Raw genomic sequence first — 26,432 nt, 5'->3', positions numbered from 1 at the left:
ATGGACACCCTTGCTTTTGGCTAATGGTTCGCATATCCCAACGCCCATAGCGGACTTTCACCGCCTAGTTGATGAACATGCCTGGCACACCAAAAAAGCAATCCTGAATACAGGATTGCTAATATCTAGTAATGGCAAAATAGATAATATACACAAGAAGAAGCCCAAAAAATAAGATATAGGCTAGGAATATTGGGTTCCTCATATATGGATGCTCTTGAACCTTCTCGTCAATATGTGTATCGAATTCGCCTCTTAATGCTTTACGACTTTTCCCAAGTGAAACGGTATATAAAATACCAGTCAATCCAATTGCGCTCAGAATTATCGCTAAGATCCAAATAAATAAGCTCATGTGAAGTCCCTCCATAAATAGTATGAAGTAAATTCTTTATCACTTCATTCGTCTATCCTTATAGTGACTCAATCGAGCAATATTCATTCAGTTCCTAAAGCAATACATCATTTTCATAAAGATATTCATATGAAAGATCTAAGAATAGAAAATCGGAATCGTTCAGCTGTAATGAGAACGTCCTGATGGTTTCACCTGTTTCAATATCGCTGTAGCAATCAGATAGGATACCTCTTTTTTCATTCCGCATCTTGATAATATTCTCCAGGAAGTATGGTCTCCAACTCCAATTTTTATCACGATAATTTTCTTGAACTATCCAGTTTCCGTCTGTTTTAAAAATATTTTCTGATTTTTGGAATCCCTCTTCATCACAAATATATAATCGGAAACAAACAGGTGAAAGAGATTCAGCTAGTGACTTCAATAGCTCTGTATAGTCATTCAATTTCCTTGACTTAACGATTAATCCTTGTAATTTTTCATACAAGTCACGTTTGATGGAGAATATTTTTTCTAATTTCTTTTTCTCGGCAATGATAAATCTCTGGCAATCATCGCGTAGTTTTCCCTTTAAAATATCCTTTTGAACTAACGATTCATCAGGGCTTGCCAAATAAAAACCTTGATAGTATCGACCACCATTTTTCCACGCAAATTGGAGTTGGTACACAGTTTCTATACTTTCAAACAATAATGTAGCTCCAATTTTCCTAGCAAGTAATCCCAATGTATACAATACTTCTTGGTAAGAATCCCATCCTGCACTTTTTAACTTTTCAAGGTTTACCTTTAAAATGTGTGGTGATAATCCTGAAATTAAATCAAGTTGACTATCATCACCTAAGTGATCAATCGCAATTTTAATGCCATACGTCTTATAGTACGTCAATAAATGTTGGAGATCAACAAGGTCTCCCTTATACTTCTTTTGTGAAAGCTCAAGAACTACCCGATTTAATTGTTTTTCTGGTAAATACTTCTGAAGAAGTTCAAGAACATCTTCCCCATCATTAACCATCAGCAGTTCTGGATCACGATTTAAAAAAATTAGAAAATCTTGATTATTATGCTGTGTAATAATTTTTAATGCTTGTTCCAAAATATAATTATCTACTTCAAGTCTATATTCCTCAGGAATATTTTCGTCTTGAAAAAACGGTCCTAAGCTAATAATCCCCATTTGCTCGTCATTGTATCGACCTAAAACTTCGTAACCAATGACCGAATGCTCATCAGCACTGAAAATCGGTTGAAAATAGGGATGGATCCTATCTAAATTTGTTAATACTTCAACTGCATCCATGTGATATCCTCCGAAGCGATTATACTGGATTCAATTATAGCATCATGACAAAAAAGATAGAAATTTTTTAAAACGGATGCTGATTTAACATCTGTCCTCCATCCATTGTTATGCACTCTCCATTAATATAAGCAGCGTGATTTGAGAATAAGAAATAAGCAAGTTCTGCAATCTCTTCTGGGGTTCCCAAACGTTTTAATGGGACGCTGTTTAAAGTCCGTTTTGCAGCTTCCTCACTTTCCCACAACTTTTCAGCCCCACCTGTTCTTTCAATTGGCCCTGGTGCTATAGCGTTGACACGGATTCCGTACTTACTTCCCCATTCGACTGCTAGCGTTCTTGTCATGGACAGAACACCTGCTTTTGCGCTTGCAGAATGGATTACTCCCGCTCCTGCACCCCATGCATATGTAGCGACCATATTAATGATAGATCCTTGAATACCTTTTTCAATCCAATATTTCCCTACCTCACTTGAACAGTAAAATGTCCCATTCAATACGATATCTATGACTGACTTCCATCCATTTGGACTAAGGTTTTCCGCTGGACAAATAAAATTTCCAGCTGCGTTATTCACTAAGTGGTCAATTCTTCCGAAAGCTTCGTGTGTTTTTGCGACCATATGCTTTACATGTTCTATTTCACGAACGTCCATTTGGACTGTTAACACCTGATTTTCAAATGTTTGTATTTCCCTCTGGGTGTCCTCTAATCTTTCTAGATTCCTACCTGTTATAACGACGAAAGCCCCTGAATCGGCAAATTTCTTTGCCATATACTTCCCCATTCCGCTAGAACCACCTGTTACAATAACCACTTTATTCTTCATCTACAATCCCCCTAGAAATGAATGTCCATTCATTTCTATTTTAACAGTAATTCGTAGAATTTTCTAATAATATTAACTCAGATTGTTAGAGATAAAATCCGCTTAAAAACTACAAACTTTACTAAAACAGTATAAACAAAAGGCTTTGTTAAACTTGCCCGTTGATTTCCGTTCCAGACGCTTGCTTTCCGGGGGGCGTTCGCCGAGCCTCCTCGTCGCTAGCGCTCCTGCGGGGTCTCGCCTGTAACGCTAATCCCCCAGGAGTCAAGCGTCTGTAACGAAGATCAACAAACTACTTAAAATCAACAATGGACTTTAACACAGTCAAACAAAAATAAAAAGGTTGCTCGGCTTCAATTTGAAAATTTTATCAATCTCCTTTTGGAAATAGAAAATTTCATACTGAAGACGAAACAACCTTTAATGTTAGAAAGGGAAAAATAATGGGATGACCAATATCATTAAAATTCCGATTACAATTTGTAAGGGTAATCCAATTTTTATGAAATCTTTGTATGTGTAACCCCCTGCTGACATGACCAATGTATTTGCCGGAGATGCAAATGGTGTTGAAAAAGCCATGCTTGCTGCAATAGCAACTCCAATTACAATTGGATAAGGATTAATACCTTGTGCCACGGCAGTACTTAAAGCAATTGGTGCCAAAACGATGACGATTGCTATATTGTTAATGAATTGGGATAAAATCACAGTTATGACAAAAAAACCAATCATGATTCCATATCCACCAAAGCCCCCAAATATAGATAGAAATAATTCCGTTATTTCTTGGGATGCACCTGATTTTTCTAGAGCTATTGCCATCGGAATCATGGCTCCTATTAGAACGATTGATTCCCAGTTAATGCGCTGGTATGCTTCTTCCATACCTTTAACACATCCTGTCACAATCATTAGAAAAGAGGCTAAAAGGACAGAAATCACAGGAGAAACAATTTGGAATGCCCATAATATCAACATGAATATAAGGATGCTAGCAGCTATTGAAGCTTTTCCACTTGCATAGGCAGAGCTTGCTTCCTCTGAAATGGTCCCTAAAACTACAACATCTCGATCTTCCTTTGAAATCCTTTCAATATTCTCCCACTTACCGTGAATAAGTAATGTATCTCCAGGCTTCATTTTTTCCTTTGCAACACCGCTCTGAATATACTCACCTTTTCGATGGATCGCCAATACGTTACATTCGTATTTTTCCCTGAAATGGATATCCATTAAACTTTTTTCCTCATAGGTCGAGTGAGGTGGAAGAACCATTTCAGTCATTCCATACACTTTCCCTAAAAAGTGGCTTTTAATATGCTCAAGGTGGAATTCTTTTCTCTCCAACTCAAAATGTAAAATGAATCGGTCTACTTGTTCTTCTTCACCAAACACAAGCAATAAGTCATTGGGATGCAAAATTTCATCTGCTTTTGCTGCAATCGATTGCCTAGATGGTTTTAGCGAAAGGATTTCTTTTTGTTTTCTTTCTATTTCAATAACAGTTGTTTCAAAGCGGACTGGTAGCTTTAAGTCCATCAACCTCTCCCCTACAATCTCTGAGGTTTCTGGTATATGGACGAAATGCAACTTATCGTAAATTTTATATAGGCCAGCAAGTTCTCCCGCTGAAAGTCCTTTTTCATCACTTGATGAAGAAAGATTATGAGTTGGTAGCAGTTTTCGTCCAAAAATAGCCATGAACACAAGACCTGCCACCAATGCGACCAACCCAATAGGCAGTAAATCAAATAATGCTAGTTTTTCAAATCCGCCTTCTTTTAGGACACTGCTTACTATTAAGTTAGATGGTGAGCCAATCAAAGTAAGCATGCCTCCAAGACTACTTGCAAAGGCCAACGGAATTAAGAAACGTGAGGGACTTACTTGTAACTGAACTGCTAAGCTCATAACGATTGGCAAAAGAATGGCCACTGTCCCCGTATTACTAAGAAAACCACTAAGAACGGCAACAGTCCCCATCATAATTATTAACATTTTAAGCTCGCTATTTCCACCAATTTTCAAGGCCATGTTGCCCATTTGTTTGGCTAGTCCCGTATTAAAAATGCCAGCAGCGACTATATATAACCCGGCTACAGTAATGACAGTTTGATTTGAAAACCCTAATAATGCCTCCTGGGTTGTAAGTACCCCAGTAAGCGTGAAAGCTATCAAGGTTCCAAGTACGATTAAATCCTTCCTATACCTACCATGTATAAACAAAAAAGCCATAATGACCAATAGTAAGAAGGTCCATAACATTGGATGAATTGTCATGCTTTACCCCCAAAAAAACGAATAGCAACCAATAGGATCAAGAAAAATCCTTTGACTTTATCTCTAAGTTTAATATTTATCTAAATAGACGTTTACGTTTGAATCTAATTATTCTTTAGTATGCATCAGTTTGCAATATTATTTCATTAATATGTATCTGAAAAGTAAACTTTCTTATCTTTTTTTGATACGGACTTTCTCATATAATTATAGTAACTTCCTTTTAATTGCATTTTATTACTCAATACGTTAATAGAATGGAAGTATCCTAAAAAGACAGGTTTGATGTTTATGAAAGAAAAATATTCCAGAAGATCATTCATAAAAAAAAGTGCCGTAGGAATATTATCAGTCATAGGAGCGGGATTTAGCAGTAAATACTATGCTGAAGAAATAGAAACTAAGTGGATAGAAATAACTAGCCACAATCTTAGAATTCCTAATCTGCCAGCTTCCTTTTCTGGACTACGTGCTGTTTTATTCAGTGATACTCATCTTGGATTTCAATTTCAACTTTCCCAACTAGAGAAGTTGATTGATAAAATAAACCATCTTCGTCCAGACTTGATATTCTTCACAGGGGATTTAATGGATAACCCTCGAACATATATTGAAAAAGATAGTATTTCACCTATCCTCTCCAAACTCCATGCAAAATTAGGTAAATTTTGCGTTTACGGAAATCACGACCATGGAGGTTATGGCTCAGACCTCTATTTAAAAATTATGAAGGAAAGTGGATTTATTGTACTAAAAAACCAAGCCACTGACATATTCAACACATCCGGTGAGAAAATCTATATTGCTGGAGTAGATGACTCGATGCTAGGTAAACCAAATCTATCCCAAACTATACAGGGCATTCCCAGTGATTCCTTTATCGTATTATTATCCCATGCACCTGACTTTGCACAAACAGCTTCTAAATATCCCATTTCCATTCAATTAAGTGGACATAGCCATGGAGGGCAAATTCAAATCCCATTTTACGGTGCACTAATTACCCCGCCTCAAGCAAAATTATACATAGATGGCCTATACAATATCAATGAGATGAAACTATATGTTAATCGAGGTCTAGGTACAACAAGACTTCCATATCGCTTCTTATCAAGGCCAGAAATTACAATTTTAAAGTTTATCTAAAGCCTGATTGTTGGAATTAAGTTCAGGCTTTAGATATTAACCTACAAAAATATACTTTTCTTCTATTTGTTGAGATGGTAAAGGCCTAGAAAATAAGTAACCTTGTGCTTTTTCACACTTCAGTAATCGCAGAAAGTTTGCTTGTTCTTCTGTTTCGACTCCTTCAGCTACTACCTCTAACCCTAAACTATGTGCAAGAAGGACAATCGTTGTGATAATCGCTTCCGATTTTTGATCTGTTAAAACCTCTCTTATGAAGGATTGATCAATTTTTAACTTGTCCAATGGAAACTGTTTTAAATAGCTTAATGAAGAGTATCCAGTACCAAAATCAACGTAATAATGCTTCATAGCCACTTATTTCATTGGTCTCTAAATTAATTTGTGGTTGATAAAAAAGCAGTAATTCATCCTTTTCTATCGCCCTTCTCAAATTGGTTTCCATTGTCAAAACTGTAGGGATATGGACGTTCATTTCTTGGCTATAAAATTGGAAATGCGCCTTTCCATTCGTTTTCACTTGATATAAGGACCCATCTGCCTTCCGAATTAAAGTTTCACTATCATCCCCGTCAGTTGGAAATAATGAGATGCCAATACTTGGAGTAATGAAATAGTCTTGTCCATCAAGTTCAAACGGCTGGCTAATACTTTCAAAAATCCTTTGAGCAATGTTTGGTACTAATTCGAAAGTGGCGTCTGGGATAAGAACTACAAACTCATCCCCGCCTAGCCTATATACAGTATGGGCTATTCCAACGTCTAATGAAAGCAATCTGCACCCAACTAAATTCAAAATAAAATCACCCTTATTATGTCCTAGGGTATCATTCAAATATTTAAAACGATCAAGGTCTATATATAAGATGGCAACCTCTCTGTATTTCTTTCTTCAAGAATGCTTTAAATCGATTCATAACCATCACACCTTTAAAGATTCAATATGAATCTCTTAATTCTATATTTTCTATGAAATACAATTTTCAAAAATAGTAGAATGATTACTTAAGTACACTTTGTTTTAGAATGATTTTGTCGTATCTTGTTGAAAAATACCTATTTTTGTAACTCTATTATAAAAGAATTAAGGCGAAATAAAAACCTAAAGCACAGAAAATTATGGTTTCCACTAATGTGCTTGTGACATAAAGGAAAAAAATCCTGATTTTGCTCCGATTCCAAAGTTGGACAGATTCCACACTAAAAGTTGAATAGGTGGTAAATGCCCCTAAAAAACCAGTAACAAGAAATAAATGCACCGTTGAATGCTGAATGACAAAAAAGTTAGCAAAACCAAACAAAAAAGACCCAATCAGATTAACGAAAAAAATAGGGAAAGGAAATTCTTTGTTTTTAAAAAGCCTAGAAAAGAGTAAACCGATTGTGTATCGAGCTGCCCCTCCTAAAAATGCCCCAAGTAACATCGTCCATTCAAACACTTTGTTTTTTCCTCCCTAAATACATTCCCGCCCATGCTAAACCGATTCCACCAATTAGTGTAATCATTACATATAGGATTGCTAGTAACGGCGATGTTCGAATTAAAATAAACATATCGCCGGAGTATGTAGACATGGTCGTAAATCCACCACATATACCTGTTCCCCAAAACAATCTCCATACTTCACTCCGTTTCCCTTTAAAGAGCGGAATTGTGGTTATGAATCCAAGAATCAAGCTACCAACTAAATTGACGATAAGTGTGGCAATGGGAAAATGGAGTATTGAAAAAATATCAAATATTAAAAAGCGTCCCCAACTTCCAATGACAGCACCTAAACCGACGATTATCATTTTCATAACCATATTCATAAAATCTCCGATCAGCATTTTAATCCTCATGACTTACTTCTCTAAATCATCTTAAGACAGGCTCATATATAAAATAAACCCATAAACTATACTGAAAATAGAAAAGGAGGTAACCTTTTGCACACCCCATATTATATACCCTATCAAATGTATCCCGAATATTTCCGTAATCAAAATATATATGATCAATCGTTTGTCAACCCGCATGATCAGCGGTTTTTCCCATTCTTGCCATTTATCGCCGGAGGACTAGCAGGTTTGGCCATCAGTCCTTTCTTCTTTAACCGACCTTGTTGTGGTCCTTATGGTCCATATCCAGGGTATGGTGGATTTGGTGGATATCCTGGATATCCACCATACCCACCTGGTCCTGTACCATATGGTCAAATGCCTGGATTTCCACAAGCAAATTTAAACAACATCACGGACGTAAACATTTTTACAAGGTAACTCATTAGTAATCTCCAACAGGCTTTTCTTATTACAAAATCCCTTCTAAAATTTAGTGAAGGGATTTTTTTATACATAATTTTATGGAAATGGTGCAAAATGAAGAATATTTAGTTTTTTTACATGTAGTACTTACTTTAAAGGAGTAAAATGTTATAATAAAGTATCAATTGGTTTTGAAGGGAAGGGTTACTATGGAGCAAAAGGAAAACAGGCCTCAATCTACAGAAGTTTTAGCCCAGGCATTGTTTATTGTAAATAAACATGCAAAAGCTGCTCCTAAGCCTCAAGCGCTTTATGAGTTAAAACAGAAAACCATTGAAAAAATGTTAACTGAAGGAAAAGCAAAGAAGCTTGGCCTACATTTTTCGGACAACCCAAAATACTCACAACAGCAGTCCGATGTCATCGTAGAGTGCGGAAACTACATATTTCACCTACCACCATCTAAAGAAGACATGAAAGGGTTACCCCACTTAGGAAGCCGTTCGGTTAATAAACGGAATCCAAAAACATTTCTTTCACTTTCAAAAGCAAAAGGAGTACTCTTTTCGTATATTGGTGTTGCATCGGTCGATCGAGCGGCAAAAAAAGTTCTCCCAAAAAAGAACTTACACCAAAAACAAACCTCTAATATTTTTCCTTCTTCTTTTCTAGGTAAAGATCTTCACTATTACAAGAAATAGTAATGCATAAGACATATAATTTATGTCTTCTAGTTGTACCCTGCTATTAAAATTCCACTCAAAAAGGGAGACGCAGTCTATTGCGGCTCCCTTTTACCTTTAAATGATATGTCGATCAATTAATCCTATTAGTTCGGCAATCTCTGGTTTACTGACTTGAGCATCTGCTCCAACGATCGTTCCCTTATGTCGAAGGTCTTCTGTAATTAAAGATGAGAATATGATAACGGGCAATTTGGATAATTCTTTATGTGCTTTTATACGTTTCGTCAAATGATGCCCATCCATTTGTGGCATTTCAATATCTGTTACAACTAACTGTACTTCTTTTAAAATGTCCTTACCTTCAGCACAGAGGCCTTCTAAATAGTGCAATGCATCCTGTCCATTCTCAAAAAAATCAATGTATTGGAAGCCTGCTTCGTTTAAAGTATCATGTAACAGCTTACGTAATAAGGGTGAATCTTCTGCCACAACCAATCTTTTATCTGACCGCTCACGTTTACCTAATTTTTGGACTTGTTGCACGTTAATGCCCGATTCGGGATTGATTTCAACCACAATCTTTTCGAAATCTAGAAGAAGGATCATTTCCCCATTCAGCTTGATTACACCAATAATTTGGCTGTCAACACCTTGGTACATTTCGGAAGGCTTTTCAATTTCCCCCCAGGAAATTCGATGGATTTGAGTAACAGTATGTACATGGAAAACTATTTTCTGTTTATTAAACTCTGCCACGATAAATTTATCTTGCTTAGGGTTTTCAGAAGGAGGAAAACCTAATGCGGTTGCAACATTTACTACTGGTAGCACCTCTCCTCGAAGTTCAATAATTCCTTCGACATTTTTATGTGCCTGAGGAACAATCGTCACAGGAAGAGGATTGATAATTTCTTTGACCTTTATCACATTGATTCCGAATTTATTAGTACCGATTCCAAACTCTACTATTTCAAGTTCATTTGTTCCACTTTCTAGTAAAATCCCTTTTTTGTTGTCCATGTGGATCTTCCTTCCTATGAAAAAATACTCTGGTATATTCAATATATCATGATTTAGCTGAATTTCTCACAAAAATCCAGTAAATATTCTTAATTTCATAGAAAAGTGAGCACCCTATAATGACCTATTTCATATAGATGATAGGTAGTGAAACTTTCACTGTAGTTCCTTTTCCTACCGTACTTTCATAGGCCATAGTACCACCATGCTCATGGATGATTGCCTTCGTAACCATGACTCCTAGACCAGTTCCAGATTCTTTATTTGTGTAAAATGGTTCCCCTATCTTCCTTAATTCTTCTTCATTCATTCCGATGCCATTGTCCGTAATTTCAACATTGACAGAGCTTGAACCTCTATACACTTTAAACGCAAGCATCCCTTGGTCAGCTTGTACCGCTTCTATCCCGTTCTTCATGATATTATAGAAGGCTTGCTTTAACTTCCCCATATCACCTAATACATACAGTTTCTGTTCAATTGATGACTGAATACGTACTCCATTAATATTGCTATATGACTCCATAACAGATTGAATGCTTCTAAGTAAGTCGCTTATATCAATGGGCATTTTTTGAATCTCTGTTTTTTTTGCTAGATTCAAATAGTCTGATATTAACGATTCCGCTCTATCTAATTCAGACAGTACTAATTTCATATATTGCCTGTTTGAACTATTTTCATCTTTTTCGATTAACTGGATAAATCCTTTAACAACTGTCAGTGGGTTACGTACTTCATGTGCAATGCTTGCAGCCAGTTCACTGACTACTGTCATTTTTTCCGAATCTTGGATTGCCAGTTTCATACGCTTATTTTCTCTTAAAAACTCAGTAAAATAGATCATCAAGAAAAAAGTAACGATATACCCTACAGCACAACTCAAAAGAGATACGATAGGATGAACAGGCATAGGAGCTCCTATTTCCATTGCCGTCCCCCATATTAGTAATGTAATAACGAATAATGCCATTGCAAAAGAACTTATGATAGTGGATAGAAGATATTTTTTCTTTTTAGAAAATTTTCTCCAATTGGAAGATAATATGAATGGTATAACATAGAAGAAAGGAAGCATAAATAATGAGAATATGACACCCTGGCCATCTAGATAGAATCTATATAATGTGGTTAATACAATCATCCAGAAACCGATTTTCCTGCCACCATATAGAAAAGCATACATGATTAATAGTGATCTATAATCATAGGAAAATCCATTAAGTTTGAAGATTGGAAAAAGCATGCAAGTTAAAGAGGACAATAACAAGGTCATAAATAAAATACTAGATTCTTTTAAATACATAGCATCTAGTTTTTCGTTTGCCCAATAAATTTGATAAATGAGCAATGGTACTAAAATTATGAAAAAATGGAGTAATAATTCATCCAACAATACCATATCATCCATCCTATGCCCGATTTTACAATCATTATAACGTATTAATAGAATAAAGCACACATTTTTTTCCATTTAATTCTATATTCTTGGGAAATAAAAAACAGTCGAAAATTCGACTGTCATAAAACGATTATTTCTTAATGACTAGAGTGCCTGCGATTAAGTCATGAAGTGCTTGCTTTTTTTCTGTAAAAGCCGCGATGATGAACCCAATCATAAATATTGGGGATAGGAAACTATAAACTAGCAACCTTCCTATAGATCTACCAAAGCCAATACGATTTCCGTGTACATCCGTAACCTTCAATCCCAATAACTTTTTACCGATTGTTGCCTGCCATTTTGAAGATTGCATTACAGCGTAATAAAGGACACTAATGATAAGACCGATAATTATGATTACAGCATAAGCGGCAACAAATGCACCAATTTCAGATCCGGAAGGAATATATTCAGGATCTAAGAACAGTGCTAAGTCGATACTATTACCAATGATTGCGATTGCGGCGATGGAAGAAATAATAGCCATAATAATGCCAACGATGATGGAATCAATTAAATACGCTCCAAAACGGATCCAAAACCCTGCATATTCTAAGCGATTATAACTTGGCATCGAATTCAATTCTTGATTCATATTTTCACCTCCTTAAAATTTATCTTTTTCATAATAGCAAATTTATCAATAAATTTCTTTACTTTTCCCAAATATACGGGATTTAGAACCTGCTTCCTCCCCCCTTTGTCATTGCTTCCAGGAGATATTTCGCTTATTCTTTTTAGAACCTCTCCCATACCTAAACCACCCTTTCCTCATGAAGAAGGTCATCATTAGCCCAGCAGTCAGGAACATGATCGCCAAGACAAAAAAGTACCCATATCTCCATTCCAGCTCAGGCATATATTGAAAATTCATACCATACACACCTGCCAGGAATGAAAGTGGCATGAAAATTGTAGTGATTACGGTAAGGGTCATCATAATTCCATTCATCCTATTGGAATTCATGGATAAATAGCTATCCCTTACATCCGATGAAAACTCTCGATATGATTCAATCATTTCCACTAATCTAATTAAGTGATCATAGACATCTTGAAAATATAAATGTTGATCTTTTAGATAATGCAATCTTTCTGAATGGATGATTCGATAAACTAGGTCCCTCATTGGCAAAATCGTTCTTCTGAGTTTTGACATGTCAGTTCGAATATCGAATAATCTCTCCATTAAGTCTTGCATGGATTCATCCTTTGGGTTATCTTCAATCTCATTTAATTTGGATTCCATTTCATATACTTGAGGAAAATAGTCATCCACTAGTTTGTCAATGATGGAATGCAAGACATAATAAGTGCCTTTAGAAAAAAATTCCTTTTCCATTACCCTATCTCGTATTAGTGACATATCCTCCTCAGAATGTCTATGGTATGACACAAGAAACTCATTATTTACAAATAGATCAATTTCATTATTCGTTAAGGTTTTCGGACAGATTGCATGTACAATTAGAAATTGGTAGCCCTCATAAAAGTCCATTTTTGAGCGTTGTGAGTAATGATCTAAGCAGTCCTCTACTGCCAATGGATGAAATTGAAAGAAATTGGTGAGTAACTGTTCTTCTTTGGGAGAAGGCTTAGAAATATCGACCCAAAACCATTTTACATCTTCATTCTTCACATCCTCTAATGGAGCATCCCAAACTATTTGTCCATTTTGTTTTAATATCATCGTATGTATCATGCCAAATTCCCTTCTCTTCTATGATTATCTAAAGGTAACTACTCTTCATATTCTCCTTATTGTTTCTAGCTAAACTATCCACTTACCATTCATCATGATAAAATAGAAATATTGTTAAAGGAGTGGATTACCATGGAGCACTTAATTAATCCGAGAGTTAAACAAATCGAAATATCGGGAATCCGGAAGTTCTTTAATCTAGTGGCACCTTATAAAGATGTCATTGGTCTCACTATTGGCCAACCCGATTTCCCTACACCAAAACATATTAAAGATGCTGCTATTTCAGCAATTGAAAACGATTATACCGTCTATACCCATAATGCTGGCCTGATGGAATTACGTGAAGCAGCTGCAAATTTTGTACATACTAAATATCATCTTACCTATAATCCTGAAGACGAAGTAATTGTTACAAGCGGAGCCAGTGAAGCGATTGATGTGACTTTGCGTACCATTCTTCAAGAAGGTGATGAAGTCATTTTACCTGGTCCTATTTATCCAGGCTACGAGCCAATCATCACACAATGTGGTGCTATGCCAGTTTATGCAGATGTGACTACCACTGCTTTCAAGGTGAATGCAGCATTATTAGCTACCTATATTACAGAAAACACAAAGGCCATCATATTGCCTTATCCTTCCAATCCAACTGGGGTTTCTTTAACTAGAGAAGAGTTAATTGAAATTACTGATTTGATAAGAGGAAAAGAAATTTTTATTGTAGCGGATGAAATTTACAGTGAGCTTTCTTATGATTATGACCATGTTTCAATTGGTCAATTCCTAAAAGAACAAACCATTGTCATAAACGGCCTTTCTAAATCCCACTCAATGACCGGTTGGAGAATTGGTTTAGTATTTGCTCCCTCCGATATTTGCAAACATATTTTAAAGGTACATCAATATAATGTGACTTGTGCATCTTCCATTTCTCAATCTGCTGCAATGGAGGCCCTGACAGTGGGGATTGATGATGCGATTGAAATGAAGATCGAGTATGGGAAAAGACGTGATTATGTATTTAAAAGACTGGTGGATATGGGGTTTGAAGTGGTAAAACCAGAAGGTGCTTTTTACTTCTTTGTCAAACTTCCAAACGGATACGAGTCATCCTTTGATTTCGCAATAGAATTAGTAGAGAAAGCAAGATTGGCAGTAGTACCAGGAAGTGCATTTTCTTCTTTTGGTGAAGGGTACTTTAGACTTTCCTACGCGTATTCAATGGAGACATTGACTGAAGGAATGAATAGATTAGAAAATTTTATTGTGAATCCTTAAAAGGAAACCAGGAGCACTCCTCGAAATGAAATTTCATAGGCAATGCTCCTGGTTTCTTTTTAACCTTTATTCATTCCAATATTTATAAAGCGCTTGAGTCCCACTATTCTCTTCACCTAATTCTGCTAATTGTTCATACAATTGCTTTGCCAATGATAGGCCTGGAACATTCATCTCCATCTTTTCCGCTTCTTCAATCGCAATGCTCATATCCTTGATGAAGTGTTTGATAAAGAAACCAGGGTCGAAGTTATCCTGGATAATACGTGGAGCAAGATTAGACAAACTCCAGCTACCTGCTGCTCCAGTAGAAATACTTTGTAAAACCGTTTCTTGATCAAGGCCAGCCTTTTTCGCATAAACTAAAGCTTCACAAACTCCTATCATCCCTGAGGCAATTACAATTTGATTACACATTTTTGTATGCTGCCCAGCTCCTGCAGCTCCTTGATGGACAATATTTGTTCCCAACGCTTCAAAAACAGGCTTCATTTGAATAAATATTTCTTGATCTCCACCAACCATGATAGCAAGCCTTGCTTCCTTGGCTCCAACGTCTCCACCAGATACAGGGGCATCCAATGAATCAATACCTCTTAACTTTGCTTCTTCATAAATCTTCACAGCTAACGATGGTTTGGAGGTTGTCATATCGATGACCGTAAGACCTTGTCTACCATTATGTATAATTCCATCTTCTCCTAAATAAATTTCCTCAACGTCACTCGGATACCCTACAATGGAAATAATCACATCCATTGTTTGAGCTAACTCTTTTGGACTGGTGCTCCAAATTGCCCCTTCCTTTAGTAACTCATCTGCTTTTTCTTTCGTTCGGGAGTAAACACTTACCGGAAAACCTGCTTTCATTAAATTCCTTACCATGCTTTTCCCCATCACACCCGTTCCGATAAAACCAATCTTACAGTTTTGCTTATCCATTCCATTTGTCCCCCCAACACTCGATTTATAATATGTATTATAACATTAGTCATTTATCCGTTCTTTTATTTAGACTCATTTAAACTAGCCTGTTGATTGCAACGAGAGACACTCACTAGCTTTTATTTAAAATAAAGCTCTGTTAAACAAGGCTGCAGATTGTCGACAAAAGGTATCGAGAGTACTCTCTCTCGATACCTTTTGTCATTTTTGATATGTATATGTGTTGCAGGAGAAAAGGTTGCTTTCCGGGGGGGCGTTCGCCGAGCCTCCTCGGCGCTACCGCTCCTGTGGGGTCTCGCCTGTAAGGCTAATCCCCCAGGAGTCAAGCGCCTTCCGCTCCAAGTAACCAGTATCCTTTAAATATCAAGTCAAAAATCTGTTAATTACGGCTTTATGAATCTTACTCAAGCAACTTTCCATGTCCAAGTTGCTAGTTTCTTTAAATTCATGGATGCAAAAGTAAGCATCGCTTGCATGGACAATTTTTTAAGACGTCATTCATTTCTTTCTTACGTTTATCACCACTAAATTATGTACAAGCACCGTTGATTGGAGAGGAGGGCGACGACTCCTACGGGATAAGCGTGAGACTTGAGACCCCGAACGAAGCGTAGCGAAGGAGGAGGCTCAAGCCATGCCCGCGGAAAGCGTTCGCCCGGATCGGAAATCAACTTTTAGTTCTTATCTCTCTTTTTTCATTGTAAAAGAAAAAACCGATCGAATATTCGATCGGCATCCATGGGGGAAATGAGAATGTTAGCTCTTTTGAGCTAAACTACTGTGCATATTAATTTGTACCCCATAGGAAAATTGGTAAACCTATTTTTTTATAAAGTTACGACTTTATTTACGGCTTCTATAACTTCTTCATTAGTGCTTAGCTGAAGGGCTTCTTTAGCCAGTGTTTCCATTTCTTGCTTAGATAATTGGTGAATCAATGAACGAGCCTTTAGAATGGATGTTGCACTCATGGAGAACTCGTCTAAACCTAGTCCAAGTAAGATTGGAATGGCAATTTCATCCCCTGCCATTTCACCGCACATCCCTGCCCATTTCTCTTCTTTATGAGCCGCATCAATTACCATTTTGATTAAACGAAGAATGGAAGGATTATAAGGCTGATACAGGTAGGAAACCGTTTCATTCATGCGGTCAGCTGCCATTGTATACTGAATTAAGTCATTCGTTCCAATGCTGAAGAAATCCACTTCTTTTGCAAACTGATCTGCCAGAACTGCCGTAGCAGGTATTTCAACCATGATTCCAAGTTCAATGGAATCAGAAACAGTGATCCCGTTTGCCACTAGAGCTTGTTTCTCCTCTTCAAGAATGGCTTTAGCTTGTCTGAATTCTTGTAACGTCGCGATCATTGGGAACATGATTTTTAAATTCCCGTATGAACTTGCACGTAATAATGCACGCAGTTGCGTACGGAAGAGATCTTGTTCTTCTAGGCAAAGCCGGATTGCGCGATACCCTAAGAACGGATTCATTTCTTTTGGAAGATTCAGATATGGAAGCTCCTTATCTCCTCCAATGTCAAGTGTACGAACCACGACTGGCTTACCAGCCATGCCTTCAAGAACCTCACGATAGGATTTATATTGTTCTTCTTCGGTTGGTAATTGGTCTCTTCCCATATAAAGGAACTCGGTCCTATAAAGCCCGATTCCTTCACCACCATTTTCAATTACACCTTTTAAGTCTTTAGGAGTACCAATGTTAGCAGCAAGCTCTACATGATGACCATCTAATGATACAGTCTTTTCATTCACGAGCTTTGCCCATTCCAATTTTTGTTTCTCATAACGGGAATGAATTTCTTCATATTCCGTCAAAAGTTCAGGTGTTGGATTAATGTGAATTTGACCATTCAAGCCATCGACAATGATAATGTCGCCATTCTCGATAGTTTGGGTCGCTTCCTTTGTTCCCACCACAGCAGGTATTTCCATGGAACGAGCCATAATGGCTGAATGAGATGTACGTCCACCAATATTAGTTGTGAATCCCTTTACATATTTACGGTTTAATTGCGCTGTGTCAGAGGGAGTTAAATCCTCGGCAACAATAATTACTTCTTCTGCAATCATGCTTGGATTAGGTATTTTTACCCCTAATAGGTGGGATAGAACCCTTTTTGTCACATCTCGAATATCGGCAGCTCTTTCTTTCATATATTCATTGTCCATTTGTTCAAACATGCTAATGAACATATCAGCCGTATTTCGCAATGCAAGCTCCGCGTTTAACCCATCGGTTTTAATTTGATCTTCAATTGGGTTGATCAATTCCGGATCACTTAAAACTAATAAATGGGCATCAAAAATGGCTGCCTTATCAGCACCCAATTCTTGATCAGCCCGTTCACGAATTATTTGTAGCTCAGATTTAGATTCTTCTAATGCCGCTTTAAACCTGGAAACCTCAGCTTCTTTGTCAGCGATTTCATTTTTGCTTACAGTAAGGTCCGGTTCAATCAAGCGGTATGCCTTGGCGATTGCAATTCCATTTGATGCTGCGATTCCTTGAAGCAAAGTTGACATTATTCTGCCAAGCCTTCACGTTGTAAAGTTTCTACTAAAGTACGTAGAGCATCCTCTTGATCGCTTCCTTCAGCTGAAATCGTAATATCAGCACCCTGGCCTACACCTAAAGACATTACTCCCATTATGGATTTTAAGTTTACTTTTTTACCTTTATATTCTAAGTTGATTTCTGAATCAAATTTGCTTGCAGCTTGTACTAAAAGAGTTGCTGGACGAGCATGAATTCCTGTTTCTGCTGTTACTTTAAACTTTTTTTCTACCATGTTCCTGATCTCCTTTTGAAAAAGAATATATTTAATCTACTTTAATTGAAGTTTATTCAATTAAAGAATACCCCATTTGAGGACAATGTATGTTTAGCGAATGGGGCAATGAGTAAGCCAGTATATCGGGTGGTATTTCATTGTAAAGTTACTACCCTCTCATACTAAAAATCCTACATAAGAATGAATCTAAAATCAACTAATTTAGCATTCAGAATCATGTATTTTTATGTGAAAACCCTTTCATTGTGAAGAAGTTGGAAAGAATTGAAAAAAAGATTTAGTTTCAAGTGAAAAACTACATCAAACTACTAAACTCGTGAAGATTGAGCATTCGTCAGCACATTAAAAGCCACCCTCGTTTTGGTTAGTGCTGCTTGCTTAATTGGAAGACAATGAACATTTTGGTTTTCAAGGATGGTAATCATATTTTGCAAGGTCCTTAGGGTCAGTTCTAATGTTTTCTGCAAGTCCTTCGAATCGAAATCTTCATTCTCTTTTATTATTGTTTGAAGCATGCGTTCATTTAAATCCTTCATGCGTCCAAATATTTGTTCATCCCTCATATTATTCACTCCATATCTTTTTTTAAAAAAATATGAAAGGAAAACTAATTTAGAACGTGGTAATATTCTCTTTGTGAATTGTTCTGCTTCTCCCTCCAATTTTTATAGCTAAGTATGTTAATGAAAATAAATAACATTCTGATTAAATCCTTTTCCACAAATGGGTTACACATATATTCAACTTCTCTAGATGCCGGTTCGAATTCTTTTTTTTATGGTACTATTTTTAACATCGAGGTGAGAGAACATGGTCCAACACCAACTTCAGAAACAATACCTTTTTTTTATTTTTCTGACATTATCATTTGTTATGTTTTTTCTTGGAGGATGTACATACACTCCTGACAAGATTTCGGAGGATCAATCAAATAGGTCTCAAAAAGTCCAGATTATTAGAGGTTTATATGCAAAAGAGCCTGCAGGTAAAACCCTTTCAGCAAAAATTGTCAAGGTAATCGACGGGGATACAATCCAAGTGGAGCTAACAAATGGAAATATTGAGTCTATTCGCCTTTTATTGATTGATACTCCTGAAACGGTCCATCCATCGAAGCCGCAACAGCCTTTTGGAAAGGAAGCAAGCACTTACATGAAGAATACTTTACCTCCAGGGTCAACAGTTATCATTGAAATGGGAATCTCAGAAAGAGATAAATACGGAAGGCTTTTGGCATATGTTTATAATGAAGATGAAATGATAAACGCTGTACTTTTGCAAAAAGGGCTGGCTAGGGTCGCGTACATTTATCCACCTAATACAAAATATATTGACGAACTCTATGAAATCCAAAGTGCTGCACAGAAAAAGAGTTTAGGTATCTGGTCTATAGAAAATTATGTGACCGAATCTGGATACAATTCATCGAATAACGTACCTTTCAAAAATGCCGGAAAAGGCACTTCTACTAAATGCTCTAAACCAGAGATTAAAGGGAATATTTCATCAAAGGGAGAAAAAATTTATCATACTCCATCGGGACAATATTACAAAATTACAAAGCCAGAACAGTGGTTCTGCACCGAAAATGAGGCTATTGAAGCTGGTTTTAGAAAATCCAAATCATAATATTTAATTGCTTTTTAAATAAAATTTCCGCAAAATGGAGCTATATAATGGCAATTCTTATACTGGAGAATCCCTATGATGAAATATAAAAGAGACGAACCTTTTCGTTATCAATTCCCAGAACCCATCAGTGGTCATTTTGTTATCACTAGTATAAAAGGGTTGCTTGGGCAAAGTAAAAAAGGAAAAATAGAATTACTTGATATTAGTCAAAGTGGATGCAAATTCCAATCTCAATTGGACATTCCAATTTCTGATGGAATTTTATTTGAAATATCCGTCACATTAAACGGAAATCTGATCATTCTCCCTGGAAAAATCGCTTGGAAGAAAAAAAAGCTAAAAATATTTGAATACGGTTACTCCATGGAAGCTGATGAAGAATTTGAAAAAGCAATAATTGCTGAAATAAAAGAATATGTTCGCATCAAAAGGAAAGAAAAAGAGTTTTAGTATATGAAAAAAGCAGAACCGTATATAGCGCTTTTTGGAATCTTAAATTTGAATATTTAAGGGGTGGACCAAATAACTGGCCCACCCTTATTTGTCATTCTTCATATATCATTTTCCGAGTCATACCACCATCGATGATTAAATTCTGTCCATTAATGAAATCATTTTCAGGGTCCGCAAGGTATAGGCATGCCTTCGCAATATCTTCGGGACTTCCTACTCGGTTTGACCAATGCTGGTGATGGTCTTTTTCTCTTAACTCCTCATAATTCACGGTTTGAATCCAGCCTGGACTGATGCAATTCACGGTTATACCTTTTGGTTGAAGAGATGCGGCTAACGCATGGGTCAAAGATACAATACCTCCTTTTGAGGCAGCGTACGCCTCTGAATTAGGCTCTGACATAGTAGCCCTTGTCGATGCCATATTAATGATTTTCCCTCCTTGTGACATGTTTTTCGCAGCCGCTCTTGAAGCAAGAAAAGCACTTCGCAAATTGGTGTGGATGACATCTTCCCATTCTTCAATGGATAATTCCAATAAAGGTGTAAACTTAGAAATGCCCGCATTATTGATCAATATATCAAGCCTTCCAAATTGATTAACCACTTGTTGGATTAATCTATTGACATCTTCTTCTCTCTTCACATCCGTTGTGAAAAAGGCAGCTATCCCACCATCTTCTTCAATTTGCATTTTAACTTTTGCCCCTTTATCCGCATCCAAATCTGCGACGCATACGATAGCGCCCTGCTTTCCAAATGCTCTGGCAATCCCTTCTCCAATTCCATTGGACCCACCAGTGACTATCACTGTTTTTCCATCGAATTTATTTGGCATCTATATTACCTTCCCTTCAAAGATTCTATTCCCTACATTACGTTTTTCATCAAGTATCATAATACTCTCCTTCGAGAAATTTCCTTTTCTTTAGAAAACAGCCTGTTTTACCCATTTCCACCCTACCTCTAAATAAAAAACCTTATTTGAAAGAGGAAATGATGATTTTTGATGAAGGAAATATTCCTAAGAGCGATTATCCCGTTTCCTGATATTTTCTTATAGTGGGTGTACCTAGGAATCATGAAAAGTGCACTTTTCGCTTATGGATGTGGAAAGTTTGGATACATTTGAAACTTTAGTAGAAAGCTGTTCCCCTTTAATCAATAGTATTATTCATTCAATAGGAATTTACAAAAACAAGGAAGAATACTTCCAAATTGGTTTAATTGCATTATGGGAGGCTTATGAAAAATATGATTCTCGTAAAGGTAGCTTCACTACTTTTGCCTACTCAGTTATACATGGAAGAATCCTAAATCATTTACGAAAAGAATATCGGTACGACTCTTGTAATATCTCGGCCGACCCACAGGTTCAGGACTACTATACACAGTTAAGTTACTTTCCAGAATATCTTCAGGAAGAAATCATTTGGCAATATTGTGCGGGCCTAACGGATAAACAAAAACAGTGGATTAAAGGAAGTATATTGGAGGGGAAAGGCATTAAAGAAATTGCATTGGAACACAATGTATCAATCGAAACAGTAAAGTCATGGAGAAAACTGGCTTTAACCAATCTAAGATTGGTGGTGAATTCAATTTAAGAACTAAGAAAGGGTAGAAATAATGAGTCAGTAGATTTATAGTTTTGGCAATCCTTGAATTATTGAGATGTTGATTCATTCATGGCTGAGCTTTGATATTTCTTGAAGCGACAAAAATAGGCCAAGTCTACTTTGTTTAAAGAAAAACAAGTAAACTTGGCCCTAATTTCTTACTTAATTGTTATTTGACCATTATCAACCTTCACCCCGTAGGATATGCTCTGCAGGTGTTTCCAGACCTGCTTTTTTGTTGTGGTAGGTTGAGTTTTAATTTGATCTTTATGGATGAGATAGGGTGAAAAGTTCATGGTGATGGTCTTGTTCTTAATATCCAAATGTAATAATCCAGTTTGAGCCGTAGCTCCTTTAACATAGTCAGGGAATAAAAAATTTCCTAAGGAATAGGCTATAGGCTTTCCCTTATAATATTCAAAACCCTGTAGAACATGTGGATGGCTTCCAATAATAGCATCTGCACCAGAATCAATCATTTTTCTTGCCCAATCCCTTTGGAAACTTTCCGGTCGATTGCTTTTTTCTTTACCCCAGTGGATATAGACGAACAAGAAATCAGCCCCAGGCTTCTCTTTTCGGATGGTCGCCTGTATTTTCCTTAGGTCATAACCGTCAGCAATTCCAGAGGATTTAGTACCTGCCCTCCAACTTCCATCTGGCAGGACTCGTGAAAATGCTACGAATCTTAGTTTTTTCCCATTCACTTCTTTTGTATAAGAATGGAATGCCTCTGTAGAATTAGTTCCAGCTCCTATATACGGCATACCTGACTTCTTTAAGTGTGACATAGTATCCAAAAGACCTTCTTTTTGATAATCCAAAGTATGATTGTTAGCCAAAGAGACGAGACCAAAATTTGCATTCAACAGTCCTTTTATAGCAATTGGATCTGATTTAAAATTATACGATTTCGGATAAATCGCATTTCGAGTAGTAATGGCCGTTTCAAGATTGGCTACAGCAAAATGGCTCTTCTTCAATTCCGGTGAAACATATTTGAAAGGGTAGTCCGCCCCATGCTTTTGAATGGATTTCTTGATCGACCAATCCATCATCACATCCCCTACAAATGTGACCCTGATCGGAGAATATAAATCTATGGCATTCGCCTTAGAAATAAACCCAGTTCTTCCTGCAAGTTCAATGGTGTATGCCGAAGCATCAGCTTTTACAAAAGGGGTCGTTTGACCTTTAAATAATGTAATTAATGGTATTTGTTTTCCATTTTTGATGGTATAGACAATGGAATCTTTCTTTAATTGAATCACACCTGCATGTTTCAATTTGTTTGATTGATTTTCAAAAGGTCGTTTGTCTTCTCTATAAGTACCTTTTTTGGCTATGTACGCATTTTGATTGCCTATTTGGATGATGTGGTAGTTACCTTCTTCACCACTTCTTTGAAATCCTTGTACCTTATGGGCCACCCCGAACTTGACAAGCTTACCCTGCTTTTTCAGATAGATTGGCAAATCGGAAGTATCGGTGGAGAAATAAATTGTATCTTTGATAAATGGCTCTGCTGCATCAATACTATTAATCAAAAAATGTCTTTGTCCAATGGAAATTTTATAATAAGTGTCTGTCTTCTCTATATAATGTACTATGGTACCTTTATTCAATTGGCCTCTTTTATCATTCTTTGGAGTGGCTTCATCCTTTAAATCTGTATTCCTTCTGATTGAAATCGAACCTTGATTTGGGATGTTACCATGAAATATGGAAGGATCCTCGACACTCGTATTAATCGCGTCTGTTTTTTTAATGAATCCTGAGGTTTGGCCAAACTGTACCTGAAAATAACTCTGATGCTCCTTTTCCAGCTTCAACCATTGATTTTTATCAAATGTGGCGAGTACGGTTTTTCCACTTGTTGAACTAAATAAAGGGGTGGTGGTAGTTGTAGAGATATACGGGGTTTCATCTGCATTAGTAATGGTCAGATGAGATACAAATATGGTTAGAATAAAAACTGCAAAAAAGAAAAATTTACTATAAGATCGTTTCATCGACAATCATCCTCCCTCTCCGTGCTCGCATTACTAATTTTAAAGCAAGGAAAAAGAGGATTTTGTCGAAATGAAACCAAAAAATTTGTCAATTTTTGTTTGAATTAACTTCTTGCTTCGTCCATGTATTGATACTTAACAGTCCCACCTTGTTGGGCAATTCCTCGAAAATGTTTAAAGTCTTCCCTTTGCACTATGATGGATCTAAAAGCCAAAAATTCCTCCTTTGACACTGTATATTCATTTAACTCCTTTGAAGCAAGTTTATTTAGAATTTCTTCGTATAATGATTGGCTCATCAGAAACGTCCTCCATATCATTTTTATGTACAATTGCTTATCGTATTTTACATGAAAAACGTTAGATTCAAAAGATTTTCGGAAATTAATTTGAATATTCTCAAAAAAACCAAAATAATAGTTTGTAATTTTACAATTATTACAATATAATATATTAACACTTATCATTCATTGATTATAGTGATAACACTAGGTTCAAAAATGTTTCACCTTCGTGTATTTCAAAATTGTTCCTTTCAAATAGTTAATAAAGGTGTGAGTTGGGATGAAGATTGCTGAAGTTGGTAATGTAATTGAATTTAAAGATGGATTAAAGGGAGTAGTTGAAAAAGTAAATGAGAATTCCGTTATTGTTGATTTGACAATCATGGAAAATTACCGCGACCTTGAATTAGAGCAAAAAACGGTTGTTAACCACAAAAATTACAAGATTATCCAACAATCCAACCAAAATTAATTGCTCATTTACGGTATATGGTAAACGCTTTCAAATGTTTTCATTAATTATTAGCCGACCTCACGATGGTCGGCTTTTTCATTATTATGAATTTAGTTAAATGAACTCACTTATCCAAAAAAGCTGTATTATTCTTGATCTAACTGTTTTAAAGATTTCACTTTACCATGTGGTTTTTGGTCTTGTTTACGAACGGTCCATTGGCGTTCTTTTTCCTTTTTAGACTTTGACACAAAATCACCTCCATTTTAGTATTTTGTCCTATTCGTGAACTGTACTTCTCCCCAATTTTACCCATTTGCTTTCGTTATCTTTAAAATTCGCTATCATTTCTGATAGAATAAGCTTTGTTGTTAGGAGGGAAAATACATTATGAGTAAATTTGCCACAGACATTCGTCTGATTGGCGGGCTGATTGCTGCCCATATTTTATTGTTCTTTAGTTACCATGAAAGCCCAGTCGTTTTTTGGCATTTATATACGGCCACTTCACTTTTTTTAATTAGCATCGCCATCATTTCTGAGAAAATGGACGATCAATTACCGATTGCAACCTATTTATCATATGGCATAATATCAGGATTTCTTCTCTATGGCCTATTTTGGATTGGAAACTTGCTGGTTAAAACAGGTGGAATGCGCTATTTCACAAATCGTATAGAAGAGCTTTATACATCATATAGTCCAACTATGGCTTGGCATTTTGCGCTACTGATCTTAATCATCATTCCTGGGGAAGAAATATTTTGGAGAGGGCTTGTCCAAAAAAGACTATACCTTTATTTTTCGAATCCAATATATATCATCGGACTCTCTGCTGTCCTATATAGTTTTCCATTACTTTATGCTCAAAATCTTGTCCTAGTCATAGCTGGTTTAGTGTGTGGAATCGTATGGGCAGGATTGTATCATTGGAGGCGAAGCATTCCCCTAGTGATCATTTCACATCTAGTCTTCGACCTACTATTACTGAAAATCTTGCCATTACAGTAACTTTTTGGTTACAGCCCGTCCTACTTTTACTATAATGACAATATAGCAAAAAGTTTTGGTTATTGGAGGACAACTGGATGACAAAATGGAAATGGACTTTTGCAAGCTTGGCAATTTGTTCCTTAATATTAGCTGCCTGTGGATCAAACGAAACATCCGAAACAACTGCTTCCGGTGAAACAACCTCACAAAACGAGCAAAAAAAATCGGATTCAAGCGAAGCAAATGAAGAAAATGATTTAGAAAGAAAACAAGAACAAACTTTGGAAGTAGTTGTGGATGGGAATAAAGTTGAACAAACTGCTACTCTACAAAATAGTGATAATCAAGGATATTCAATGTTTGTACTCCCTGAATACGAATTATCCGCTGAAGAACCATATAAGGATATACTATTTGTGAAGGATCATGATGATGTGTTCATGCGTATTGAACTATTGGAAGATACTCCTGACTTTGTTCAAGAAGAAGAAAGCATGAAATCCTATTTGAAAGCCATTAGCAAAGAGATGATTCAACCTGAGGAAGAATATTTAGTGCTAGAAAATAGTGTCGCTTACCAAGCTTCCAATGAAGAAGAAACTGTAACTACGGTACTAATTAAAGACCCCGTAAATCCACTAAAATTAACAATGTTTACAAAACAAGGATATGACCATAAACAAGCTTTTATGGAGATGGCGAAGACCATACAGCGTAATCAATAGAAATAAAAGAAACGAGCCAATATTTTGGCTCGTTTCAGATTGTCGACAAAAGGTATCGAGTTCGCTCTCTCGATACCTTTTGTCATTTTTGATATGTAAGGTAGGCGAAAAGGTTGATTTCCGCTCCAGGCGCTTGCTTTCCGGGGGGCGTTCGCCGAGCCTCCTGATATGAACGAAACTGTCAAGGCTCCCACTCCA

The 26,432-nt window shown here is 36.6% G+C and carries 29 protein-coding genes and 1 pseudogene; 10 read left to right on the top strand and 20 right to left on the bottom strand.

Annotated features, from left to right (window positions below; genetic code table 11):
* Positions 1-118 precede the first annotated feature (118 nt).
* From G3O09_RS20880 to G3O09_RS20865, 4 genes are all read right to left on the bottom strand, one after another.
* Entirely contained in the window at positions 119-355 is a 237-nt protein-coding gene (locus tag G3O09_RS20880) for a hypothetical protein (RefSeq protein ID WP_163103364.1), read from the bottom strand.
* A 94-nt stretch (positions 356-449) separates the two neighbouring features.
* On the bottom strand, positions 450-1,661 hold the full coding sequence (locus tag G3O09_RS20875) for an EAL domain-containing protein (RefSeq protein ID WP_163103363.1): 1,212 nt from the start codon (positions 1,659-1,661) through the stop codon (positions 450-452).
* 67 nt (positions 1,662-1,728) lie between these two features.
* On the bottom strand, positions 1,729-2,493 hold the full coding sequence (gene fadH / locus G3O09_RS20870; protein WP_163103362.1) for a 2,4-dienoyl-CoA reductase: 765 nt from the start codon (positions 2,491-2,493) through the stop codon (positions 1,729-1,731).
* A 426-nt stretch (positions 2,494-2,919) separates the two neighbouring features.
* Positions 2,920-4,776 carry an SLC13 family permease gene (locus G3O09_RS20865; RefSeq protein WP_163103361.1) on the bottom strand — a complete coding sequence of 619 codons (1,857 nt, stop codon included), beginning with the start codon at positions 4,774-4,776 and terminating at the stop codon, positions 2,920-2,922.
* A gap of 291 nt (positions 4,777-5,067) precedes the next feature.
* On the opposite strand from G3O09_RS20865, the gene G3O09_RS20860 reads away from it, so the two are divergent.
* Positions 5,068-5,922 (top strand): metallophosphoesterase, encoded by an 855-nt coding sequence (locus tag G3O09_RS20860; RefSeq protein ID WP_163103360.1) that lies wholly within the window; start codon positions 5,068-5,070, stop codon positions 5,920-5,922.
* A gap of 36 nt (positions 5,923-5,958) precedes the next feature.
* Here the strand turns inward: G3O09_RS20860 and G3O09_RS20855 are convergent, their stop codons facing one another.
* From G3O09_RS20855 to G3O09_RS20840, 4 genes and pseudogenes are all read right to left on the bottom strand, one after another.
* Positions 5,959-6,273 (bottom strand): EAL domain-containing protein, encoded by a 315-nt coding sequence (locus G3O09_RS20855; RefSeq protein ID WP_163103359.1) that lies wholly within the window; start codon positions 6,271-6,273, stop codon positions 5,959-5,961.
* A pseudogene (locus tag G3O09_RS20850) lies at positions 6,254-6,796 on the bottom strand (diguanylate cyclase domain-containing protein); the annotation flags it as partial. The pseudogene G3O09_RS20850 and the gene G3O09_RS20855, both read right to left, overlap by 20 nt.
* A 199-nt stretch (positions 6,797-6,995) precedes the next feature.
* On the bottom strand, positions 6,996-7,346 hold the full coding sequence (gene crcB / locus G3O09_RS23030) for a fluoride efflux transporter CrcB (RefSeq protein WP_420850367.1): 351 nt from the start codon (positions 7,344-7,346) through the stop codon (positions 6,996-6,998).
* A 7-nt stretch (positions 7,347-7,353) separates the two neighbouring features.
* Positions 7,354-7,752 (bottom strand): fluoride efflux transporter FluC, encoded by a 399-nt coding sequence (locus G3O09_RS20840; protein ID WP_163103357.1) that lies wholly within the window; start codon positions 7,750-7,752, stop codon positions 7,354-7,356.
* Positions 7,753-7,851: 99 nt separating this feature from the next.
* Here G3O09_RS20840 and G3O09_RS20835 point away from each other — a divergent pair, with 99 nt between their 5' ends.
* Positions 7,852-8,184: a hypothetical protein gene (locus G3O09_RS20835; RefSeq protein WP_163103356.1), complete on the top strand. Its 333-nt coding sequence runs from the start codon at positions 7,852-7,854 to the stop codon at positions 8,182-8,184.
* Positions 8,185-8,378: 194 nt separating this feature from the next.
* Positions 8,379-8,870: a YkyB family protein gene (locus G3O09_RS20830; protein WP_163103355.1), complete on the top strand. Its 492-nt coding sequence runs from the start codon at positions 8,379-8,381 to the stop codon at positions 8,868-8,870.
* 99 nt (positions 8,871-8,969) lie between these two features.
* Here G3O09_RS20830 and G3O09_RS20825 read toward each other — a convergent pair whose 3' ends face one another.
* From G3O09_RS20825 to corA, 4 genes are all read right to left on the bottom strand, one after another.
* The gene (locus G3O09_RS20825; RefSeq protein WP_163103354.1) at positions 8,970-9,875 is read right to left on the bottom strand and encodes a chemotaxis protein; all 906 of its coding nucleotides are present in this window, start codon (positions 9,873-9,875) and stop codon (positions 8,970-8,972) included.
* 124 nt (positions 9,876-9,999) lie between these two features.
* Complete coding sequence (locus G3O09_RS20820; RefSeq protein ID WP_163103353.1) at positions 10,000-11,277, bottom strand: ATP-binding protein; 1,278 nt, start codon at positions 11,275-11,277, stop codon at positions 10,000-10,002.
* A gap of 130 nt (positions 11,278-11,407) precedes the next feature.
* Positions 11,408-11,914, bottom strand: coding sequence for an RDD family protein (locus G3O09_RS20815; protein ID WP_163103352.1), 507 nt, complete (start codon positions 11,912-11,914; stop codon positions 11,408-11,410).
* 108 nt (positions 11,915-12,022) lie between these two features.
* Positions 12,023-13,021 (bottom strand): magnesium/cobalt transporter CorA, encoded by a 999-nt coding sequence (corA, locus tag G3O09_RS20810; protein WP_163103351.1) that lies wholly within the window; start codon positions 13,019-13,021, stop codon positions 12,023-12,025.
* Between the two features lie 132 nt (positions 13,022-13,153).
* Here corA and G3O09_RS20805 point away from each other — a divergent pair, with 132 nt between their 5' ends.
* Entirely contained in the window at positions 13,154-14,302 is a 1,149-nt protein-coding gene (locus tag G3O09_RS20805) for an aminotransferase A (protein ID WP_163103350.1), read from the top strand.
* Between the two features lie 66 nt (positions 14,303-14,368).
* Here the strand turns inward: G3O09_RS20805 and G3O09_RS20800 are convergent, their stop codons facing one another.
* From G3O09_RS20800 to G3O09_RS20785, 4 genes are all read right to left on the bottom strand, one after another.
* Positions 14,369-15,244 (bottom strand): NAD(P)-dependent oxidoreductase, encoded by an 876-nt coding sequence (locus G3O09_RS20800; protein WP_163103349.1) that lies wholly within the window; start codon positions 15,242-15,244, stop codon positions 14,369-14,371.
* A gap of 830 nt (positions 15,245-16,074) precedes the next feature.
* Positions 16,075-17,793, bottom strand: a complete 1,719-nt coding sequence (gene ptsP / locus G3O09_RS20795) for a phosphoenolpyruvate--protein phosphotransferase (protein WP_163103348.1) — start codon at positions 17,791-17,793, stop codon at positions 16,075-16,077.
* A complete protein-coding gene (locus tag G3O09_RS20790; protein WP_163103347.1) occupies positions 17,793-18,059 on the bottom strand; it encodes a phosphocarrier protein HPr in 267 nt (88 codons plus the stop codon). The genes ptsP and G3O09_RS20790 overlap by 1 nt, the downstream gene beginning before the upstream one ends.
* Before the next feature lie 311 nt (positions 18,060-18,370).
* Positions 18,371-18,625 carry a hypothetical protein gene (locus tag G3O09_RS20785; RefSeq protein WP_163103346.1) on the bottom strand — a complete coding sequence of 85 codons (255 nt, stop codon included), beginning with the start codon at positions 18,623-18,625 and terminating at the stop codon, positions 18,371-18,373.
* Between the two features lie 247 nt (positions 18,626-18,872).
* Here G3O09_RS20785 and G3O09_RS20780 point away from each other — a divergent pair, with 247 nt between their 5' ends.
* Both G3O09_RS20780 and G3O09_RS20775 read left to right on the top strand, forming a co-directional pair.
* Positions 18,873-19,691 carry a thermonuclease family protein gene (locus G3O09_RS20780; RefSeq protein WP_240338519.1) on the top strand — a complete coding sequence of 273 codons (819 nt, stop codon included), beginning with the start codon at positions 18,873-18,875 and terminating at the stop codon, positions 19,689-19,691.
* 75 nt (positions 19,692-19,766) lie between these two features.
* Positions 19,767-20,144: a PilZ domain-containing protein gene (locus G3O09_RS20775; RefSeq protein WP_163103345.1), complete on the top strand. Its 378-nt coding sequence runs from the start codon at positions 19,767-19,769 to the stop codon at positions 20,142-20,144.
* Positions 20,145-20,238: 94 nt separating this feature from the next.
* On the opposite strand, the gene G3O09_RS20770 is transcribed toward G3O09_RS20775, so the two are convergent.
* Entirely contained in the window at positions 20,239-20,985 is a 747-nt protein-coding gene (locus tag G3O09_RS20770; RefSeq protein WP_163103344.1) for an SDR family NAD(P)-dependent oxidoreductase, read from the bottom strand.
* A 280-nt stretch (positions 20,986-21,265) separates the two neighbouring features.
* On the opposite strand from G3O09_RS20770, the gene G3O09_RS20765 reads away from it, so the two are divergent.
* Positions 21,266-21,754, top strand: coding sequence for a sigma-70 family RNA polymerase sigma factor (locus G3O09_RS20765; protein ID WP_163103343.1), 489 nt, complete (start codon positions 21,266-21,268; stop codon positions 21,752-21,754).
* Between the two features lie 170 nt (positions 21,755-21,924).
* Here the strand turns inward: G3O09_RS20765 and G3O09_RS20760 are convergent, their stop codons facing one another.
* Both G3O09_RS20760 and G3O09_RS20755 read right to left on the bottom strand, forming a co-directional pair.
* Positions 21,925-23,778 carry a CapA family protein gene (locus G3O09_RS20760; RefSeq protein ID WP_163103342.1) on the bottom strand — a complete coding sequence of 618 codons (1,854 nt, stop codon included), beginning with the start codon at positions 23,776-23,778 and terminating at the stop codon, positions 21,925-21,927.
* Between the two features lie 104 nt (positions 23,779-23,882).
* Positions 23,883-24,077: a hypothetical protein gene (locus tag G3O09_RS20755; protein ID WP_163103341.1), complete on the bottom strand. Its 195-nt coding sequence runs from the start codon at positions 24,075-24,077 to the stop codon at positions 23,883-23,885.
* A 265-nt stretch (positions 24,078-24,342) separates the two neighbouring features.
* Between G3O09_RS20755 and G3O09_RS20750 the strand changes: the two genes are divergently transcribed.
* A complete protein-coding gene (locus G3O09_RS20750; RefSeq protein ID WP_163103340.1) occupies positions 24,343-24,534 on the top strand; it encodes a YkvS family protein in 192 nt (63 codons plus the stop codon).
* A 128-nt stretch (positions 24,535-24,662) separates the two neighbouring features.
* Here the strand turns inward: G3O09_RS20750 and G3O09_RS22630 are convergent, their stop codons facing one another.
* Entirely contained in the window at positions 24,663-24,767 is a 105-nt protein-coding gene (locus G3O09_RS22630; RefSeq protein WP_240338518.1) for a DUF6254 family protein, read from the bottom strand.
* 139 nt (positions 24,768-24,906) lie between these two features.
* On the opposite strand from G3O09_RS22630, the gene G3O09_RS20745 reads away from it, so the two are divergent.
* The gene (locus tag G3O09_RS20745; RefSeq protein WP_240338517.1) at positions 24,907-25,527 is read left to right on the top strand and encodes a CPBP family intramembrane glutamic endopeptidase; all 621 of its coding nucleotides are present in this window, start codon (positions 24,907-24,909) and stop codon (positions 25,525-25,527) included.
* A 77-nt stretch (positions 25,528-25,604) separates the two neighbouring features.
* Positions 25,605-26,234 (top strand): hypothetical protein, encoded by a 630-nt coding sequence (locus G3O09_RS20740; protein WP_163103339.1) that lies wholly within the window; start codon positions 25,605-25,607, stop codon positions 26,232-26,234.
* Positions 26,235-26,432: the final 198 nt, after the last annotated feature.

This window comes from Peribacillus alkalitolerans (genome assembly GCF_010882125.1).
GTDB lineage: Bacteria > Bacillota > Bacilli > Bacillales > DSM-1321 > Bacillus_BN > Bacillus_BN alkalitolerans.
The sequence above is the reverse complement of the archived record's forward strand: the minus strand, read 5'-3'. Positions and strand labels throughout refer to the sequence as shown.